Consider the following 17,855-nt stretch of genomic DNA (forward strand, 5'->3'; position numbering starts at 1 on the left):
AAGGCTGATGTCGGTTCCGCTGTGCAGCGCCGAGGGCGCGCCACTCGAATGCCTCGCCGTGGGGCTCGGTTGGGAGCCTTCGCTGCCGTCGGTCGACCTCGGACTGGACCAGCGCACCGCCGTGACGAACCGGTTCGATCTGAATCTCGCGGCGCTGTTGTTCAGCTCGGATCAGCTCGTGGATGTCGTCTTCTACGATCACCTGGCCTCCGCGGACGGCTCGGTGCGCCATTCCGGCGACGATCTCACCGGTGAAGGTCTCGGCGACAACGAGACGATCATCATCGACATCCCCCGCATCGCGCCCTCGGTCTCCGCCGTCATGTTCGTCGTAAGTTCCTACACCGCAAGGCCGTTCACCGATATTCCGAATGCCTACTGTCATGTGACCGACGCGGCGTCCCGCCTCGAGGTCGCCCGCTACGCCCTCACCGGCGGCCCCTACACCGCCTATGTCGTCGGCAAACTCACCCGCACCCCGGACATGTGGTTTTTCGCCGGCATCGGCGCGGGCGTCGCCGCGACCCACGTCGCCGAGACCGTCCCCTATCTCTCGCCCTATCTACCCTGATCAGGAGGTGGCGACATGAGGCATGTCGACAGCGATGACCAACGCGGCGGGCAACCACGGACACCCGAGAATTTCCCGCGCCTGACGGTGTTCGACCGGTTCGCCACCGCCACGGCAATACGGGCCTCGCGCGCGGGATTCTTCGTGTTCTGTGTGGCGCTGGTGCTGATCTGGATACCGTCCATCGTGGTGGTCCGCAGCGTGGACACCTGGCAGCTGGTGATCAACACCGCCACCACCATCATCACCTTCCTGCTGGTGGCGCTGCTGCAGAACACTCAAAGCCGCAGCGACGCCGCCATTCAGGCCAAACTCAACGCCATCAGCGACGCCCTGGCCGACTTCATGGGCGAACTCAGCGCCGAATACCCCGAACTGGAAAAGCACCGCCGCGAACTCACCGACGCGGTCGGGCTGGAGGACCGGGAGGGCAGCAGTTGAATCGCCGGATCCCTTACGACGACTCGCGAACCAGGGGCACGCGCCGACGGCGGCGACGCTTCCGGGCCGGAGGCTGCGAGCGGCGCGGCCGGGCGTAACGCATCAGTTCCATCAGCAGATCCTCCGCGCGCGGAATCGCGAGATGTCGACCCGTAGCCGCCAGACGAGTTCCGGATCGCCCGGCTCCAGCACGGTCGCGCGCACCGGCAGCACATAACCGGCGATCCCGGCGTCGATGAGCGCGAAAAGCACTCGGTAGACCTGAGATTCAGGCAGATCCGCCAGCACACCCCACGCCCGGGCATTCAACCCATTGGCCAAACCGCGTGCGGGCACCCAGTGCGTGGCCGCACGCGATCCCGACCACGGATCGGGAACCTCACGCGCCGCCGTCATCGTGCCAGCCCTCCAGGGAATCGGATCAGTCCTCCTCATCATCTCCCAGATACTCCGGATCGGCGTCACTGCATGGCGAATTGCAGCAGGGCCTGCATGTCGCCCTGCTTGACCTTGCCCTTGCGGTCGAGCACTTCCAGTTGCCAGTTCGCGCCGTTACGGAAGGCTCGGCAGATGGCGTTGGCGTTGTCGGCGCCCAGCAGTGACGGCCAGATGTCGGCGACCTGCTGGGTGCTGCCGCCGCTGGCGTCGTAGATCTTGAAGGAGATGTTGTTGGCCTTCTCGAAGGAGCTGCCCTTCTTGAAGGCGGCCGCCACGAAGATGATCGAAGTGATGGCGGTGGGCACGTTCGCGAAGGTGACATGCACGGTCTCGTCATCGCCGGAGGCCGCGCCCGTCTGCTCGTCACCGGTGTGCGCGACCGACCCGTTGCCGAGCGGATCGAGGGAATCCAGCCCGGCGAAACGCACCGGATCCGAACCCTGCATGAGAACGGCGATCAGGTCGAGATCGACACCCTTCTTGCGGCGCGCGATGCCGAGCAGCCCGCCGCTGGTTCCGGCGGACGGATCCCAGCTGACCCCCACACTCATCTTGGTGATCCCCGCGAGATCCGCGGCCCCGTCTTCTTTCTTGAGCGTAATCACGATTTCCACCCTACCGATCCGGCGCGTTCGCGGGTCACCGGAAGCGTTCGCGCAGTGCGGCTTTGACGAGCTTGCCGGTCGGTGTGCGGGGCAGGTCGTCGAGGAATTCGAAGCGGCGCGGGATCTTGTATCCGGCGATCCGGTCGCGGAGATGCTCGCGCAGTTCGGCGGCGAGTTCGGGGCCGGCGTCGGCCGCGTCCAGGGGCTGGATGACGGCCAGGACCGACTCGCCCATCTCCTCGTCCGGAATGCCGATCACCGCCGCGTCCAACACCTTCGGATGCGGGATCAGGCAGTTCTCGATCTCCTGCGGGTAGATGTTCACTCCGCCCGAGATGATCACGAAGGCCTTGCGGTCGGTCAGGAACAGGTAGCCGTCCTCGTCCACATAGCCGATATCGCCGGTGGTGGACCAGTCCTCGTGGGCCGGATGCCGTGTCTCGGCGGTCTTCACCGGGTCGTTGTGGTATTCGAACCGCGTGTCCGGGCGTTCGAAATAGATGAGTCCGGTTGCGCCGGTCTCCAATTCGGTGCCGTCGTCGGCGCAGATGTGAATCGCGCCCACCCCGGCCCGGCCCACCGAACCGGGTTTGCGCAGCCATTCCGCACTGGAGATGAAGGTCGCGCCATTGCCCTCGGTGGACGAGTAGTACTCGTACAGCACCGGTCCCCACCAGTCGATCATCGCCCGCTTCACCTCGGCCGGGCAGGGCGCGGCGGCATGGATCGCGACCCGCAGGCTGGACAGGTCATGGCGCTCACGAGTCTTCTTGTCCAGCTTGAGCATTCGCACGAACATGGTCGGCACCCACTGGCTGTGCGTCACCCGATGGCGTTCGATGGCTGCGAGGGCCCGCTCGGCGTCGAAGCGGTCCAACAGCACCACGGTCCCACCCAGCGCCTGCACCACTCCGGCGAACCGTAGCGGGGCCGCGTGATAGATCGGCGCGGGCGACAGATACACGGTGTCCGTTCCGAATCCGTACATCGGACCGAATACCGCGGTGTACGTGTCCCCCGGCTCGTGCACCGCGAACTCCGGCAGCGGCGGCTTGATTCCCTTGGGCCGCCCCGTGGTTCCCGAGGAATACAGCATGTCGGCCCCGCGCGGCTGGCTCGGCAACGGTTCCGACGACACCGAATCCAAAGCCCGTTCATAGGATTCATGCCCGGGCACCTGCCCGTGATAGGACAGCCGGATCCGAACACCGGGCGTGGCGTCGGAGATCTGCTCGGCGGTCTTCCCGAGCGACGCGGCCACGATCAGCGCCTCGGCCCCGCAATCCTCGACGATGTAGGCGACTTCGGCGGGCGCGAGGTGCCAATTCACCGCCGTGATGTACAGCCCGGAGCGCAGTGCGGCCCAATAGATCTCGAATACCCGCGGGTGATTGTCGGCCAACAGCGCCAGGTGATCGCCCCGTCGCAGCCCGGCCTCGTACAGATACCGCGCCAGCCGCGCGGAATTCTCCTCCAACTCCCGATAGCTCAGCGCCTCACCGGTACCGGCGAGGACGGCGGCGGGCTTATCCGGGAACCGGGAGACATACGCACCGGGATACATCCAGAACTCCTGTTCGCCGAACTCTGTTCGTGAACCACGCTAACGGGTCGGGCGCCACGAGCGAGGGCATATGACATCAGTTCTTATGGAGCTTTGATCTCCACCCGACAACCACGGAATCCCCACGGTCGATGGCTAACCTCGACGGCATGATCAAGAACCGGCCCGTGTTGTTCTCGGTGCTCTACATTCTCGGGTCAGTCTTCCTCGGTCCGGCGATCTACCTCGGCGGATACCTGATCACCCCCGCCAACGGCGACTACTGCGACGTCGCGGTACACGGCAGTGCCGCGCGCCGCGACCGGGATTACGCGATCGTCGACAATATCCAGATCACCGGCGCGACAGCCATGCTCGCGGTCGGACTGGCACTGATGATCTGGCTGTGGGCGAATCATCGCAGAATCGGCTGGCCCACACTCATTCTGACCACCGCCGGAATCCTCGTCATGGCGGCCGGCTACGTGCTCGTCTGCACGGCGGGCGCGATCGGAAGCACGACCACCTGCTGATCGCCCCCTCCGGCCGGCACCAGGGCGACGAATCCGGGGTGACCAGGTATCTCACCGGCACCGTCGAGGTGGACGGTCAGCCGGTGTCCCTCACCGACACCGGCTGGTCGGAATCCATGCGGGAATCGGAGAGTCAGCTCGTCACGAGGGACGGGGAGGTCATGGTCGGCCGATCCCACTCCGGCGACGAGAACGGTGCCACGCAGCATCAGAACGCGGCACCGAATCTTCCGGACTGACTCGCCGGGTCGTCGGGCCGGGTCTCACGCCGGTCGGGCACGGAGGTAGGTGACCCGACCGAGGCCGCCGTGCCGCGCCGTGACGATCGTTTCGCAAGACAGACCGGCGTCGCGAAGCAACCGCGGGAGCTGATCGGCGCCGACGTCGGCGAGGTGGAGTTGGCCGCCGGGGCGCAGGACACGACGCATTTCCCCGATGGCCGCGGCCTTCGTGCCGGGGTCGAGGTGATGCAGCATCAGCGCCGACAGCACCCGGTCGAAGGTCGCGTCCGGATAGGGCAGATCCTGGGCGTAGCCGCGCTCGAATCGGATATCGCCGTGCGCCTTTCGCTGTGCCCGGGTGAGCGCCAACGTGTCGGGATCGCAACCGGTCACCTCGGCTCCCGGCTGGGATCGCTTGGCACGAAGGGTGAGATTCCCGGTGCCACAACCGATGTCGAGCACCCGCTGACCATCGGCGAGCTCGGCCCCTGCGACCAGCTCGGCATGCACCGCCGGTGCGCCGAGCAGGCGGGTCAGGAGGTCGTAGCTCGGCAACAGGAAGTCGAATCCGGCGGCCGGGATGTAGTCGTGCCGATTTCCCAATCGGCGGCTGAGGGTTTGAGGACTAAGTTTGGTCATAGGTCCATGGTGAATGTCCTGCTGCCACGGTAATTGGGTGATAGTTCGCGATATCGGGACTATCTTCGGTTTCATGAGCCATGCGGCGCGACTGGTGCGACACGAGCACGGGGTTCCGGTGTACGAGTACCGGACCGGCCTCGGCTCGTCGCCGGTCGCGGTATTGCACACCGCCGGTCACGAGCGGCCCGGCGGCGACCGGCCACACATTCACGCGTTCCCGGTCCTGATGTATGCCCCCGACTCCCGCGTCGTGTATCTGGTCGCGCCGGGGCAAGCCGTCGAATCGCCTGCCCTGCACGGGATTCAGGACGGCGTCGGGGTGTACTTCGATCCTGCCGCACTGGGGCCCGACGGCCGCGCGCCGTGGCCCGCTTGGCGCGCGCACCCGCTGCTGTTCCCCTTCGTCCACGGGAATGCCGGCGGCCTGCTGCGCCTGGACCTCCCCGAGTCCCGACAAGCGTTCTGGGACAGCACGATCGAGTCCATCGAAGCCGAACTCACCCGGCGCGCCGACGGCTACCGGCAAGCCGCCCTGGCCCACCTCACCCTGTTGCTGATCGACGTGACCCGCCTCGCCGCCGACGTGGTCGGCGACCTGCGCCGCAGCGGAGAACCCCTGCTGGCCAAGGTCTTCGAGGTGATCGACCAGCGCCACACCGAGCCCCTCTCCCTCCGGGACGTCGCGGCGGCGGTGGGCCTGACCCCGGGCCACCTCACCACCGTCGTGCGCCGCCGCACCGGCCGCACCGTCCAGGACTGGATCACCGAGCGCCGCATGACCGAGGCTCGCCGCCTCCTCGCCGACACCGACCTCCCCATCGCCGAGATCGCCCGCCGCATCGGCCTCTCCGACCCCGGCTACTTCACCAGAATTTTCCGCCACCACAACGGAATCGCCCCGCGCCAATGGCGCAACGGCGGCCTGTCCCGCTCGGCCTGAGTCCAATGGTGTTTCGAACGGGCCCGGCTCGTTAGCGTCGTGGTGTGAGCGAACTTGATCATCTGGTCCTGGCGACGCCGGACCTCGCGGGGACGGTTGCCGGGGTTTCGCGGCTGGTGGGCGTCGAGCCCGTGCCCGGGGGCATCCATCCCGGCCGCGGGACGCGCAACTACCTGCTCGGACTGGGAGACGGTGGATACCTCGAGATCATCGGCCCGGATCCGGAGCAACCCGAGCCGGAGCAGCCGCGCCCGTTCGGCATCGACACCCTGACCGAGGCCCGCCTGGCGGCCTGGCTGGTGCGCGTCACCGACATCGACGCCGCGATCGCCGCGGCACGCAGCGCCGGATACGACCCCGGCGACGCCTCGGACCTGTCCCGTTCCACCCCCGACGGCCGAATCCTGCGCTGGCGCTTGACCTTCCCCGACAGTTCCGTCCCCACCCAGGTGGTCCCGGCACTCATCGACTGGGGCACCACCGACCACCCCGCCAACGAACTCCCGGTCGTACCCCTGCAGTCCTTCGAAGCGGTCCACCCCAACCCTGACCAGGTGACGCACCGCCTTCAAGCCCTCGACATCAAACTGCCTGTCCGAGCCGGCAACCGCCCTGCCCTCATCGCCACCCTCGGCACCCCGGACAACCCCATCACCTTGCTCTGAACTCAACCCGTCCGGATTGCGGTGGGATCACGATGGGCGGCGAAGGTCTCGGCGGAGTCACGGGCCGGTGAACAGAGCCTGACGCACGCCGGACAACTCCATCATTTGGGTTGCCAAGCGATTGCTGTTGGGTTTAGCGTCGAGACCCGGGACCTATACAGACCAGACGGTCGTTTGATTGACCAGCGGGACTGTGGTGAGAACGGGACGACACAGCGGGTCGGGGGATCCGGTCGACAGGGGGCAACCCATGAACACTCACCAGCTTTCGATCACGCGTGCCCCGCACCGGCCGATCCCACCGTCCCGGCCCGAGCCGATATCCAGGGTGCTCGTCGTCGAGCAGCACGCCACCACCGCCGAGATGGCGCTGCTGGTGCTGACCGCCGCCGGATACGAGGCCCTGCACGCGGGCTCGGGCACCCAGGCCCTGGACCTCACACCGCAGTGGCATCCCGATCTCATCCTGCTCGAAATCCTGCTGCCCGACCTGTCCGGCATCGACGTCTGCCTGCGTCTGCGCCAGACCTCCGCGGCACCGGTCATGATCGTCTCCACCGAAACCGAGCCCGCGATCATCGATCTGGCGTTGACCGCGGGCGCCTGCGATTACATCCCCAAACCCTTCCGCACCGCCGAACTGATCACCCGCATCGGAGCCCGCCTCGGTCGATGACCGTCGCGATCAGGCGATCACCACGTCGATTCCGAACTGTTCCAGCTCGTTTCGCAGTGGTGCGGGCACTTCGCGGTCGGTGACCAGCACGTCGATATCGTCGAGACCGGCGAAGCGGACGAAGTCCTCGCGCCCGAGTTTGCTGGAGTCGGTGACCACCACCACCCGGTGCGCGGTGACGATCATGGCGTGCTTCACCGCGCCCTCGTCGGTGTCGGGCGTGGACAGTCCGTGACCGGCGGTCAGGGCATTGGTGCCGATGAAGGCGACGTCCACTCGCAGCTCGCCGAGTGCGCGCAGCGTCTGCGGCCCGACGGCCGCCTGGGTCAATCCGCGCACCCGCCCGCCGAGCAGGTGGACCTGCACCCCGGGGTGCCCGGACAGCCGGGTCGCGATGGGCAGTGAGTTGGTCACCGTGACCAGTTCCCGGTCGGCGGGCAGCAACGCGGCCACCCGCCCGGTGGTGGTGCCCGCGTCGAACAGCACGCTCCCGCCCGAAGGTGGCAGGAACTCCAAGGCCGCCTTGGCGATTCGATCCTTCTCCGGGGAGCGGCTCTGCTCGCGTTCGGCGGTGCCCAGTTCCAGGGCGGTCAGCGCGGCGGCGGGCACCGCGCCGCCGTGCACCCGGCGCACCAGGCCCATGCGGTCGAGCGTCGCCAGGTCGCGGCGCACGGTTTCGTTGGTGACGTCGTAGCGCTCGGCCAGGTCGGTGACCGACACCCGGCCGAGCTGCCCGACCAGGGTGGCGATCGCCTGCTGCCGCTCCTCGGCGTACATGCTGATCCTCCAAACCGATGTTTGCTCACGATGTTTTGTGTCTGACCATATTTCTCCCCGATCAGGCGCGGGCGTCCAGCACCTGTTTGATCTCGGCGGGCGTGCTCGCCGCCTGCAGGCGCTGCACCTGCTCCTCGTCGATGAACACCTGCGCGATCCGATTCAGCAACACGAGATGGTCATCCCCCGTCCCGGCGATGCCGATGACGAATTCGACGGGATTGCCGTTCCAGTCGATCGGCCGGGCATAGCGCACCAGTGACAGCCCCACCCGGTGGATGCTGGCCTTGGCCTCATTGGTGCCGTGCGGGACGGCGAGTCCATTGCCCATATAGGTGGTGGTCAGGCGCTCCCGCTCGTGCATGGCCGGAATATAGGACCGGTCCACCGCGCCCGCGGCCAGCAGCAGTTCACCGGCCTCGGTGATGGCGTCGGCGCTGGTGTCCGCCGCGCCCGCGAGCACGATCGAGTCCAGCGGCAGCACGTCGGTGCTCGATTCCTGTTCCGCCGCAACGGGTTCCGGGACGTCGGCGCCGCTCAGCAGCGCCACGATCTCGGCGTATCGCGGGCTGTTCATGAAGTCGTCGACCGAGACATGCAGGGCCGAAGGGGTTTTCGTGCGCGCCCGGTCGGTCAGATCCCGGTGGCTGACCACCAGGTCATAGGTATCGGTGAGGTTCGAGATGGCCTTGTTGACCACGCTGACCTCGCCGAAGCCCGCATCGCGAATCTTCTTGCGCAGCACCGACGCCCCCATGGCCGAGGAACCCATGCCGGCGTCGCAGGCGAAGACGATGCTGCGGATGGCCGGTGCGGCGGCCCCGTCGGATGCGCCCAGCAATGCCGCGGCGGCGACCGACCGCTTGCCCTTCATGGCCTCCATGCTGGCGGTGGCCTGCACCAGATCCGTTTCGCCGGAGGACTTGTCGGTCTTCAACAGCACGGCGGCGACCAGGAACGACACTCCGGCGGCGCACAGCACCGAAAGCGTGACTCCCACATAGCTGCCGCTGGCCGTCTGCGCGTAGACCGAGATGATCGACCCGGGCGCGGCGGGCGCGCGCAGACCCGAGCCGAACACCACATTGATGAACACGCCGACCATGCCGCCCGCGATGGCGGCCAGGATCAGCTTCGGCTTCATCAGCACATACGGGAAGTAGACCTCGTGGATGCCGCCGATGAAGTGGATGATGGCCGCGCCGGGCGCCGAACTCTTGGCCATGCCCTTGCCGAACATCCAGAACGCGATCAGCAGACCCAGACCCGGGCCCGGATTCGCCTCCAGCAGAAACAGAATCGACTTGCCCTTCTCGGCGGCCTGGGTGGTGCCCAGCGGGGTCAGCACACCGTGGTTGACCGCGTTGTTGAGGAACAGCACCTTGGCGGGCTCGATGAAGATCGAGGTGAAGGGCAGCAGCCCGTGGTCGACCAGGAAGTTCACCACATTGCTCGCGGCCCGGCTGAACGCCGAAACCACCGGTCCCACACCGAAGAATCCGCCGGTGGCCAGGACCGCGCCCGCGATGCCCGCCGAGAAGTTGTTGACCAGCATCTCGAAGCCGGGGCGAATCCGGCCCTCCCACAACCCATCCAGCCGCTTGATCACCCAGCCGGCGAGCGGTCCCATGATCATCGCGCCCAGGAACATCGGCACATCGGTGCCGGCGATGACGCCCATGGTGGCGATCGCGCCGACCACGGCGCCGCGGGTGTCGTAAACGATTCTGCCGCCGGTGTATCCGATCAGGATGGGCAGGAGATAGGTGATGGTCGGGCCGACGATGCCGCCGTGCGCGTAGTCGCCCCAGCCGCCGATGTGCGCGACCCAGCTGTGCTTGCCGAACAGGTCGCCGGTGAGGGAGGTGATCCAGCCCTTCTCGATGAACAGTGCCGTGAGCAGGCCCCAGGCGATGAACGCGCCGATATTCGGCATGACCATGTTCGACAGGAATGAACCGACCCGCTGCACGCGCACCCGTGCGCCGACGCGGGACTCCGGTGGGGAGATAGACATCTTGCTGACTTCCTCTGAGCAATATCGAAGACTATGTGACTCGGGCCACATCTCCTGAAGTAGTAGACCGCAGATTCGGGCACGATCGCAAGCAATCGGGCATAAATGGGCGCGAAAACATGTGGCTTCACGCCCGATTGGCGCTACCGTGAGGCAGAGGCACGGCTCCGGCCAGAAGAGGCACGGCCAGGAATGCGGAAGGAAGATCATGAAGGCGTTGCGCTACTACGCACCCGAGGACATCCGGCTCGAGGAGATCGCCGAACCGGACTGCGCACCGGACGAGATCAAACTGCGGGTGCGCAACTGTTCGACCTGCGGCACCGATGTGAAGATCCGCCACAACGGGCATCAGAACCTCACCCCGCCGCGCACCCTCGGGCACGAGATCGCCGGGGAGATCGTGGAAGTCGGCGCCGCGGTGAACGAACGCTACGGCGCCGACTGGCGCGTCGGCGACCGCGCGCAGGTGATCGCCGCGGTGCCGTGCGGGGAATGCCACGAGTGCGGCAAGGGCTGGATGGCGGTGTGCCGCAATCAGACCTCGGTCGGCTACCAGTACGACGGCGGCTTCGCCGAGTACATGATCGTGCCCAGCCAGGTGCTGAAGGTGAACGGCCTCAACCGGATTCCCGACAATGTCGGCTACGACGAGGCCTCGGCCGCCGAACCGTTCGCGTGCGCGATCAATGCCCAGGAATTGCTGGGGATCGAGCCGGGCGACACCGTCGTGATCTTCGGCGCGGGCCCTATCGGCTGCATGCACACCCGCATCGCGCGCGGCGTGCACCGCTGCGGCCCGGTCTATCTCATCGACGTCAATGCCGATCGACTGAAGCTGTCGGCCCACGCCGTCCAGCCCGACGAGGTGATCAATGCCGCCGAAGTCGATGTCGTGCAGCGAGTCCTGGAGCTGACCGGCGGTCGCGGCGCCGACGTCATCATCACCGCGACCGCCGCCAACATCACCCAGGAGCAGGCCATCGCCATGGCCGCCCGCAACGGCCGCATCTCCTTCTTCGGCGGCCTGCCCAAAACCGATCCCACCATCACCTGCGACTCCAACGTGGTGCACTACCGCCAGCTCCACATCCACGGCGCCAACGGCTCAGCGCCCGAACACAATCGGCGCGCACTCGACTACATCGCCACCGGCCGGGTACCGGTCAAGGACCTCATCACCCACCGCCTGCCGCTGGCCGAGGCCCTGGACGCCTTCGGCATCGTGGAGCGCGGCGAGGCCATCAAGGTCACCATCGAACCCTGACCATCGCGTCCATACCGATTCCGTTGAGCCACAATGCTTTCGGCGAATCACCAACCCAGCTCGGTGGCGAGCACCTTCTCCAGCAGCGCTCCGAGCGCGTCGAGTTCGGATTGCGAGAGGCCGTGGAAGGACTGCTTCAGGATCGCATCGGCGATCGCCTGACCCTCGACGCGAAGGCGTTCGCCCTCCTCGGTGAGGCGATGACGCACGGCGCGACCCGGGCCCTGGACGCGTTCGATGAGGCCGCGATCGGCCATGCGGGTGGCCAGCGAGCCGAAGGATTGATCGGTCTGAAAGGTCAGCACGGCCAGGTCGTGCAGCGACGCTTCGGGGTTGCGATGCAAGTGGCGCAACGTATCCCACTGCACGATCGAGAGCCCCAGCGGCGCCAGGGCTTTGTTCATTGCGCGGTGGTGGCGGTGCTGCAGCCGCTTGACGGACAGGCCCACCTCGGCCGGGCGATAGCTCATGACAGTCATCCTATCCGTTCGAAGGAAGCTTGTTTATATAAGCTTCCTGATATAAGGTTCCTTACATAGATTCGATCGCACAGAGGACGCTTCCATGAGCTCTTCCGCCCCGGCCGCCACCCTCCGGCCCGCCATTACTGAAATCCACACTTTTGCAACAGATTCCACCGAACCCGTCAAGATCACCGTCGCCGCCTACGACCGCGCCCGAACCTTCCTGCTACTCCACGGCGGCGGCGGTGTCGACACCATGACCCCGTTCGCCGACCTGCTCGCCGAGCGCACACACTCGCAGGTACTGGTCCCCACCCATCCCGGATTCGGCGGCACCCCAAAGGCATCCGGACTAACCGACGTCACAACCCTCGCCAAAACGTATGTCGCACTACTGGATCGACTAGACCTCACCAACGTCACCGTGATCGGCAACTCCTTCGGCGGCTGGCTCGCCGCCGAAATCGCCCTCCAGTCCAGCCCCCGAGTGAGCGGCGCGGTAATCATCGACGGCATCGGCATCGAAGTCGAGGGCCACCCGATGGCCGACGTCCGCGGCAAGTCGACCGCCGAAATCCGCGCCCTCTCCTGGCACGACCCGAACAAGGCCCCCACCCCACCCGACGGCGGCCCCGGCCCCAGCCCGGATGTGGCCGCGCTGATCGGCTATACCGGCCCGGCAATGACCGACCCGACCCTGGCCACCCGCCTATCCACCATCGATCTACCCATCCACGTCATCTGGGGCGAGAGCGATCGCATGGTCGCCCCCGACTACGGAAAGGCCTACGCCGCAGCCATCCCCGGCGCAACCTTCACCCTCCTCCCCCACACCGGCCACCTCCCCCAACTGGAAACCCCCAACCAACTACTCACCGCAATCCCCGGCCTCGACCTGCCCAATTAGTGGTGGCGCTGCACTGGCCAACGCTCCCCTATTCGGCGTACGGATTCTCCAGGGTCATGGGGGCGCGACGCTCGAGGGATACCGCCGGGCATGAGCACGATCGAGGAAGGGATACCGACTCATGAAGGGGCACAAGCGATGAGGCCGATCGCCGAACCGGGAGGCAACGCGGTGCGCGGCATCCGGGAGCAGGGGCTCGCGGTGTTCCGCGGGATCCCCTATGCCGCCCCGCCCGTCGGGGAACTGCGCTGGCAACCGGCCCGGCCCCACCCCGGCTGGGCCGGGACCGTCAGGGACGCCGAGCATTTCGGCCCCAGCGCGCCGCAACCGTATGCCCCGGCCCCGGACCCGGTCCTCGGCCGACACGGCGAGCCGCCGTTCTCCGAGGACTGCCTCACCCTCAATGTCTGGACCCCCGGGCTGGAGGGGAAACGACCGGTCCTGGTCTGGATCCACGGCGGCGGATTCCTGAGCGGATCCGGGTCACTGCCCTACTACGCGGGCGACACCTTCGCCCGTGACGGCGATTTCGTGGTCGTCACCATCAACTACCGGCTCGGTGCGCTCGGGTATCTGTACACCGGTGCGGAAACCGGCAACTACTGGTTCACCGACCAGTTGATGGCCCTGCGGTGGGTGCACGAGAATATCGCCGCGTTCGGCGGCGATCCCGGCCAGGTGACGGTCGCGGGCCAGTCCGGCGGCGCGTTCTCCACCGCCGCGCTCGCCTGCCATCCCGAGGCCGCCCCGCTGTTTCGCCGAATGATCCTGCAGAGCCCGCCATTCGGCCTGGAACTGCCCGACCGCGCCGGCGCCCTCGCCCGCACCGAACAGCAACTGCGGGCCGCCGGGGTCGACAGCATCGACGAGCTGCGCGAGCTCCCGCCGGAACGCCTGATCGCCTCCCTGCCCGAAATGGCCGGTCCCTTCATGCGTTTCGGACACTGGCCCACGCCGTATCTACCGGTGCTCGACGACGCCACCGTGCGCAGGCACCCCGCCGAGGCGCTGGCCGACGTCACCGACAAGGACATCCTGATCGGATGGACGGCCGACGAGGCGACCTTCGGATTCGCCTTCCACCCGATGTACGCGGCCATCACCGAAGAGCAGGCCCTGACCCGTTTCACCGAGACCTTCGGCGAGCGGGCCGAGGACGCCTACACCGCCTACGCGGCGGCCCGCCCGGACGCCCGGCCCGCGGACTTGCTGATCCAACTCATCGGGGACGATCTGTTCCGCGTCCCCGCTGTGAATCTGGCCGACGTACGAGCTGGTCGCGGCCGCCCCGTGTGGGCATACCAATTCGACTACCGCACTCCCGCCCACGACGGCAGGCTCGGCACACCCCACTGCCTCGACCTGCCCTTCACCTTCGACAACCCCGGGAACTGGTCGAACTCCCCGTTCCTGGCGGGCGTGGAATTCGGCGACCTCGCCGACACCATGCACTCGGCGTGGATCAATTTCATCCGCACCGGCGATCCCCACCTGCCCGACTGGACACCGAGCACCCTGCCGGACCGGACGATCATGCGCTTCGACACCAAGTCCGGCGTGAGCGGTGACCCCGTGCCCTTCCGATAACGAACGCGCCGCGCACCGGAACCGGTCGTCGTGAAAAGCTCGTTGTCATGCCCGCCGCCTCCCGTGTTCCCGGACCTGCCAGCGATTCGACGATGTCCCGCTTCGGCCTGGGTACGGCCGCGGTCGGGCGGCCCGGCTACATCACGCTCGGCCGCGACCTCGACCTGCCCGCCGACCGGACGGTGGCGGCCCTGCGCGCCCGGACCCACGCCCTGCTCGACGCCGCATGGGCGGCCGGAGTGCGGTACTTCGACACCGCCCGCTCCTACGGCCGCGCGGAGGAGTTCGTGGGCGAATGGCTCACGGCCCGGCCCGAGGCCGCCGCCGAGGTGACGGTCGGCAGCAAATGGGGCTACACCTACACCGCGGAATGGCAGACCTCGGGCATCCCCGTGCACGAGGTCAAGGAACACGCCGTCGCCGTGTTCGACCGCCAGATCCGGGAAACCCGAGCGCGATTGGGCGAGCACCTGGACGTCTACCTGATCCACTCGGTCACTCCCGACAGCCCGGCCCTGACCGATCCCGAGCTGCACGCACGGCTCGCGGCCCTCGCCTCGGAAGGCGTCCGCATCGGACTCTCGACCAGCGGGCCCGCGCAATCGCGGGCCGTGCGTGCGGCGCTGGAACTCACCGTCGACGGCCGACCGCTGTTCAGCGCGGTCCAGTCCATCTGGAACCTGCTCGACCCGTCGGCGGGATCGGCCCTGGCCGAGGCGCATTCGGCGGGCTGGCTGGTCGTGGTGAAGGAGGCCATGGCCAATGGCCGCCTCGCCGACCGCAATGCCACCGGGCCCGACACCGCCACGCTGCGCGCGGTCTCCGACCGCCTCGGCGTCACCCGCGACGCCCTGGCCCTGGCCGCGGCCGCCGCCCAACCCTGGGCCGACATCGTCCTCTCCGGCGCCGCCACCGTGCCCCAACTCGCCTCCAACCTCGCCGCCGCCGACCTCCACCTCACCCCCGACGACCTCACCGAACTCGCCGCCCTCGCCGAACCCGCCGAGTCCTTCTGGCGCACCCGCGCCGAACTCCCCTGGGCCTGAACAGAACCGGCGCCCTGCGCCGGTGAGCGTTTGCTCGCCACGTTCCGGACGCCGTGACACGATCATGGAATCTCGTCCCGCCACACCGACCTCACCGGACAAGGAGACAACATGATCGGACCCCGCTCGCTCATCGCCCCGATCGCCGCCCTGTGCGCCGTGCTCGTGACCCCCGCGGCGTCGGCCGCGCCGGTAACCACCTTCTCCCCCGCACAAACGCTGGGCTACAACGCATTTCCGTGCTTCGGCACCATCGACGCGTTCTACGACCCCGAAAACCGCTTCTACGGCGACGATCCCACCATCTGGGTCCGCGCCTCCATGAACTTCCTGCCCACCGGCAGCGCGGGCTGGTGCGGCGCCGACGCCTGGCTCACCTGGCGCAACCTCGACACCGGCGCCACCGGCCGCTTCCCGACCGGCAACAACGTCCCCCTCGCCAGCGGCGGCCCCGGCACCCCGGCGCCATTGTGGGTGCCGCTCACCCCCAAAACCGGCTCGGGCCGAATCGAATTCACCATCGAGACGACCATGCCGCACCTGCCCGGCTCGGGCACCATCACCGTCGGCTGACCCGCTTGTACAAGACCGGCAGCGGTAGGTCGACGTTCACCGAAAGCCGCGGTGACGCCGACAGCACCGGTGTGCGCGTGTTGGGCGGTCTCGCCGTCGGCGTTGTGCGTACGCTTCGGAAATTTCGCGGCCCCTCAGATCCAGATCGAGGTCGGGACCGAGGAGAAACAGCAACACCAGCAGCGTTCCGATCACGACGGCCGGCATGAGGATCGCGTTCATGACAACGCCGTTGCGCGGCGGTTGTCCTCGGCGCGCAGCGTGTGTCGTGGGTTCCACGGGGAGCGCGGGTGTCGGGCCAGTAGTTTCGCGGTGAACCCCGCCAGTTCGGCTGTGGCGCGGGCATTGCCGAGCAGGCCCCCGCCGGGTGTGGTGAGCTGGGAGCCGACCACGCGCGGGGCGATCCTGGCCAGTCGTGCGGGCGTGGCCGCGGCACGCAGCGCGGTCACGCTCTTGTTGAAAATGCGGGCGAAGTCCAAGGCGACGGCATCGTCGGCGGCTGCCAGGCCGAACAGGCCGTCGGCGAGGGCGTCGGGCAGGTACGGCTCACCGAGTAGACAGTTGGCCCAGTACAGCTGCCACGCGTCACGGTCGCGCCACCGCCACCAATCCGCTAGCTCGCTGTCGAGATCTGCTCCGGGGGCCAGCCCCTCGACGAGCCGTCCGGCCAGATATTCGGCTTGCCGGAAAGCATCGGACTGCCCCTGGCCAAGGGAATAGTCCTTGAAGTTGCCCGCGTCCCCGACCAACGCCCACCCCGAGCCCGCCGATTCACGAAAGTAGCTGTGCCACTTCTGCAAAACCCGGATCGGCCCAACCCTGGCAGCGCCCTCGACCGCGGCCGCCAACTCCGGAAACAGCCGCAACCGGGCATCGAACCGGGTATAGCGGTCGCCCAGATACCCCTCGGCCTCCGCGGTCGGCACCGCGACCGTGGCCAGGAACTGGCCATCGAGAGGCAACCCGAGAAACGCCGTCGAACCACCGCGTGTACCGCCGACGGCGCCGAAGAACAGACCCTGGCCGGGGTCGACCCCTTCATAGAACGACCAGGTCGGCACCCTGCCACCGGGACGTGTGCAGTACTCCTGCGCCCCGACCGACCGGGCCACCGTCGAGGATCGGCCGTCCGCGCCGATCACCACCCGCGCCCGAATCTCCCCGGCGCGGGTGCGCACCCCGCGGGCTCGCCCGTCTTCGAAGATCACGTCCTCGACCGGGCACTGCGTGCGGACCTCCGCGCCGGCCCGGGCGGCGTGGCCGATCAGGATCGCGTCCATCGTGGTCCGGCGCATCCCGAGCAGCGTGCCGTAGGAATCGGGGTCGAGGTCGACGGTGAACTTCTGGTGCGTACTGGTCACCGTCGCCCCGCGGATGACACTCGCCCCGGCTGCGAGAATCTCCTCGAATACCCCGATCCGGCGCAGCACATCGACACCGTTGGACTGGAACACACACGTCGACAGCGTCTCGCTGGGAAACCCGGCCTTGTCCACGACACAGACCTTCACGCCCTGCTGGGCAAGCATCGTGCCCAACGTCGCGCCCGCGCAACGCCCGCCCACGATCACCACATCGAATTCCGACCCCGCCATGACACCAGCTCCTCGGGGGTGCAGGGCGCGCCCGGGAAGCACAACTCCAGGTCAGCGCCGACCAGCAATCTGTTACGAAGCGTTACACATACTTTTGCGATGCACAACACCTCGGCCCATAAAGGTGTAACTAATAGTTACATCTATCCACGACCGGGCAGGCCCCGCAAGGCGATCTCGACAACCTCGTCGCCTTCGCACGCCGAGGGGTGCGATATCCGGGCCTGAGTCATTTCAGCCAAACCGAAATCAGCTATCCCGCAATGGGAATCGGCCGCAAGCCCAACCGGGGCCCGACCGCCTTCGGGTGTGATTTCGTCGAAGCCTGCGAAGAACTCGGCGTTCTG

21 protein-coding genes are annotated in these 17,855 nt (G+C 67.4%); 12 read left to right on the forward strand and 9 right to left on the reverse strand.

Features of this window, described 5'->3' with window-relative positions; translation table 11 throughout:
• Positions 1-7 precede the first annotated feature (7 nt).
• The gene (locus ON43_RS20905) at positions 8-571 is read left to right on the forward strand and encodes a TerD family protein (RefSeq protein WP_040809930.1); all 564 of its coding nucleotides are present in this window, start codon (positions 8-10) and stop codon (positions 569-571) included.
• 15 nt (positions 572-586) lie between these two features.
• Positions 587-1,012: a low affinity iron permease family protein gene (locus ON43_RS20910; protein WP_083913575.1), complete on the forward strand. Its 426-nt coding sequence runs from the start codon at positions 587-589 to the stop codon at positions 1,010-1,012.
• A 111-nt stretch (positions 1,013-1,123) separates the two neighbouring features.
• Here the strand turns inward: ON43_RS20910 and ON43_RS20915 are convergent, their stop codons facing one another.
• The 3 genes from ON43_RS20915 to ON43_RS20925 all read right to left on the reverse strand — a co-directional run bounded on the left by ON43_RS20915 (position 1,124) and on the right by ON43_RS20925 (position 3,619).
• Entirely contained in the window at positions 1,124-1,408 is a 285-nt protein-coding gene (locus tag ON43_RS20915; RefSeq protein WP_040809932.1) for a hypothetical protein, read from the reverse strand.
• 65 nt (positions 1,409-1,473) lie between these two features.
• The gene (locus ON43_RS20920) at positions 1,474-2,055 is read right to left on the reverse strand and encodes a TerD family protein (RefSeq protein WP_040810009.1); all 582 of its coding nucleotides are present in this window, start codon (positions 2,053-2,055) and stop codon (positions 1,474-1,476) included.
• Positions 2,056-2,089: 34 nt separating this feature from the next.
• The gene (locus ON43_RS20925; RefSeq protein WP_040809934.1) at positions 2,090-3,619 is read right to left on the reverse strand and encodes an acyl-CoA synthetase; all 1,530 of its coding nucleotides are present in this window, start codon (positions 3,617-3,619) and stop codon (positions 2,090-2,092) included.
• Positions 3,620-3,768: 149 nt separating this feature from the next.
• On the opposite strand from ON43_RS20925, the gene ON43_RS20930 reads away from it, so the two are divergent.
• Positions 3,769-4,131 carry a hypothetical protein gene (locus ON43_RS20930; protein WP_040809936.1) on the forward strand — a complete coding sequence of 121 codons (363 nt, stop codon included), beginning with the start codon at positions 3,769-3,771 and terminating at the stop codon, positions 4,129-4,131.
• Between the two features lie 38 nt (positions 4,132-4,169).
• Positions 4,170-4,370: a hypothetical protein gene (locus ON43_RS20935; protein WP_051178819.1), complete on the forward strand. Its 201-nt coding sequence runs from the start codon at positions 4,170-4,172 to the stop codon at positions 4,368-4,370.
• Positions 4,371-4,394: 24 nt separating this feature from the next.
• On the opposite strand, the gene ON43_RS20940 is transcribed toward ON43_RS20935, so the two are convergent.
• Positions 4,395-4,991 carry a class I SAM-dependent methyltransferase gene (locus ON43_RS20940; protein WP_040809938.1) on the reverse strand — a complete coding sequence of 199 codons (597 nt, stop codon included), beginning with the start codon at positions 4,989-4,991 and terminating at the stop codon, positions 4,395-4,397.
• Between the two features lie 73 nt (positions 4,992-5,064).
• On the opposite strand from ON43_RS20940, the gene ON43_RS20945 reads away from it, so the two are divergent.
• The 3 genes from ON43_RS20945 to ON43_RS20955 all read left to right on the forward strand — a co-directional run bounded on the left by ON43_RS20945 (position 5,065) and on the right by ON43_RS20955 (position 7,275).
• Positions 5,065-5,934, forward strand: coding sequence for a helix-turn-helix transcriptional regulator (locus tag ON43_RS20945; protein ID WP_040809940.1), 870 nt, complete (start codon positions 5,065-5,067; stop codon positions 5,932-5,934).
• Between the two features lie 44 nt (positions 5,935-5,978).
• Positions 5,979-6,599 carry a VOC family protein gene (locus ON43_RS20950; RefSeq protein WP_040809942.1) on the forward strand — a complete coding sequence of 207 codons (621 nt, stop codon included), beginning with the start codon at positions 5,979-5,981 and terminating at the stop codon, positions 6,597-6,599.
• 250 nt (positions 6,600-6,849) lie between these two features.
• Positions 6,850-7,275, forward strand: a complete 426-nt coding sequence (locus tag ON43_RS20955) for a response regulator transcription factor (RefSeq protein ID WP_083913576.1) — start codon at positions 6,850-6,852, stop codon at positions 7,273-7,275.
• Between the two features lie 9 nt (positions 7,276-7,284).
• Here ON43_RS20955 and ON43_RS20960 read toward each other — a convergent pair whose 3' ends face one another.
• Together ON43_RS20960 and ON43_RS20965 are read right to left on the reverse strand one after the other, a co-directional pair.
• Positions 7,285-8,052 carry a DeoR/GlpR family DNA-binding transcription regulator gene (locus ON43_RS20960; protein ID WP_040809944.1) on the reverse strand — a complete coding sequence of 256 codons (768 nt, stop codon included), beginning with the start codon at positions 8,050-8,052 and terminating at the stop codon, positions 7,285-7,287.
• 61 nt (positions 8,053-8,113) lie between these two features.
• On the reverse strand, positions 8,114-10,069 hold the full coding sequence (locus ON43_RS20965; RefSeq protein WP_040809946.1) for a PTS mannitol transporter subunit IICBA: 1,956 nt from the start codon (positions 10,067-10,069) through the stop codon (positions 8,114-8,116).
• Positions 10,070-10,277: 208 nt separating this feature from the next.
• Here ON43_RS20965 and ON43_RS20970 point away from each other — a divergent pair, with 208 nt between their 5' ends.
• On the forward strand, positions 10,278-11,336 hold the full coding sequence (locus tag ON43_RS20970; protein ID WP_040809947.1) for a zinc-dependent dehydrogenase: 1,059 nt from the start codon (positions 10,278-10,280) through the stop codon (positions 11,334-11,336).
• A 47-nt stretch (positions 11,337-11,383) separates the two neighbouring features.
• Here ON43_RS20970 and ON43_RS20975 read toward each other — a convergent pair whose 3' ends face one another.
• On the reverse strand, positions 11,384-11,806 hold the full coding sequence (locus tag ON43_RS20975) for a MarR family winged helix-turn-helix transcriptional regulator (protein ID WP_040809949.1): 423 nt from the start codon (positions 11,804-11,806) through the stop codon (positions 11,384-11,386).
• Positions 11,807-11,900: 94 nt separating this feature from the next.
• Between ON43_RS20975 and ON43_RS20980 the strand changes: the two genes are divergently transcribed.
• From ON43_RS20980 to ON43_RS42660, 4 genes are all read left to right on the forward strand, one after another.
• Complete coding sequence (locus ON43_RS20980) at positions 11,901-12,707, forward strand: alpha/beta fold hydrolase (protein ID WP_040809951.1); 807 nt, start codon at positions 11,901-11,903, stop codon at positions 12,705-12,707.
• 138 nt (positions 12,708-12,845) lie between these two features.
• Complete coding sequence (locus ON43_RS20985; RefSeq protein ID WP_040809953.1) at positions 12,846-14,294, forward strand: carboxylesterase/lipase family protein; 1,449 nt, start codon at positions 12,846-12,848, stop codon at positions 14,292-14,294.
• Between the two features lie 92 nt (positions 14,295-14,386).
• Positions 14,387-15,340, forward strand: a complete 954-nt coding sequence (locus tag ON43_RS20990; RefSeq protein ID WP_167333448.1) for an aldo/keto reductase — start codon at positions 14,387-14,389, stop codon at positions 15,338-15,340.
• A 111-nt stretch (positions 15,341-15,451) separates the two neighbouring features.
• Entirely contained in the window at positions 15,452-15,913 is a 462-nt protein-coding gene (locus ON43_RS42660; protein WP_051178825.1) for a hypothetical protein, read from the forward strand.
• A 218-nt stretch (positions 15,914-16,131) separates the two neighbouring features.
• Here the strand turns inward: ON43_RS42660 and ON43_RS42665 are convergent, their stop codons facing one another.
• Together ON43_RS42665 and ON43_RS47380 are read right to left on the reverse strand one after the other, a co-directional pair.
• The gene (locus ON43_RS42665) at positions 16,132-17,508 is read right to left on the reverse strand and encodes an NAD(P)/FAD-dependent oxidoreductase (RefSeq protein WP_051178827.1); all 1,377 of its coding nucleotides are present in this window, start codon (positions 17,506-17,508) and stop codon (positions 16,132-16,134) included.
• 143 nt (positions 17,509-17,651) lie between these two features.
• Positions 17,652-17,855 (reverse strand): hypothetical protein (locus tag ON43_RS47380; RefSeq protein ID WP_245568679.1); only part of this gene is annotated, 204 nt, incomplete at its 5' end.

Source organism: Nocardia concava NBRC 100430 (genome assembly GCF_000308815.1).
Taxonomy (GTDB): Bacteria; Actinomycetota; Actinomycetes; order Mycobacteriales; family Mycobacteriaceae; genus Nocardia; species Nocardia concava.